The sequence below is a fragment of the Buttiauxella sp. JUb87 genome, from assembly GCF_004361975.1.
GTDB classification, from domain to species: Bacteria; Pseudomonadota; Gammaproteobacteria; order Enterobacterales; family Enterobacteriaceae; genus Buttiauxella; species Buttiauxella ferragutiae.
The window spans coordinates 1-1,016 of sequence record NZ_SNVY01000025.1 but is presented as its reverse complement, the minus strand read 5'-3'; the positions used below and the strand labels follow the sequence as shown (position 1 = coordinate 1,016).

The following is a 1,016-nucleotide window of genomic DNA, read 5'->3' as shown; positions in this document are numbered from 1 at the left end:
GTTACGTAGCCTCCGGTATTAATCGTCGTATCCGTCGCCGTGTCACCAGTATTGACGATGAAACGTCCACCATTCTCAAGCAGAACATTACTGGCGATGCCTGTTGCTGCATCAATGGAGAAGGCACCCAGGGCATTCGTGCCACTGACGGTGGCGTCAGTATTCGTAACAAGCGCAGCTCCACTGTTTTGTATCACACCGAGAGCTGTACCACCTGCATTAACCTGTAACTTCCCCCCGCTGTTCACTGTTGTGTCATTAGCCGTGCCACCGCCTTCAACATACTGCCCACCACCGTTAATTACTGTGCTATTAGCTATGCCTCCGTTGTAAATATATTGTTCGCCGCCGTTAATTACTGTGCCATTAGCAATACCCCCGGAAAGCTTTTGTATACCACCTTCAATTACGGTGTCATTCGCCGTACCACCATAAATGACTTGTTGTCCATATTTAGAGATTGTAGTACCGTTCGCTGTGCCACCGCCATTGACGTCTTGCCTGCCCCATTTTCCGTCTGAGCCACGAATAACAGTACCTATCGCTACACCTCCGCCGTAAACGGATTGCTTGCCATAGCTCTCGATCACGGTATTAGATGTTATGCCACCGCTGTTAACATTCTGCCTGCCACTGTTGTAGATCGTAGTTGATATCGCGATACCACCATCGTTAACGTTCTGAAGGCCGCTGGTGTAGATCGCGGTGTTTGTCACAGTGCCACCAGAATTAACGTTTTGAGTGTTTCCAGAAGACAGCACCTCGTCAAATACCGCCATCCCGTCATCCACCTCAGCAGTGAACGCATTCACCACCCCGGGAAGGACCGCCACCGCCAGTACCGACAGTTTCCCTGTCAGGGCCGCACGACGCGCCACACCTTTGCCACAGCTTTTGCAGTGCTCTGATACCGGCACCCAGGCTTCCCTGACATTATCCCAGACCAGACGATAGATATGATTTAAACCACTGTACATTGGATTTCCCTTGTAGCTTTGTCGATAAAATGAGTGTGT

1 protein-coding gene is annotated in these 1,016 nt (G+C 50.4%); it reads right to left on the bottom strand.

From position 1 onward, the window contains the following. Positions 1–977: ESPR domain-containing protein (locus EC843_RS24425; protein WP_208111343.1), on the bottom strand; the 977-nt coding region annotated here is incomplete at its 3' end. Positions 978–1,016 lie beyond the last annotated feature (39 nt).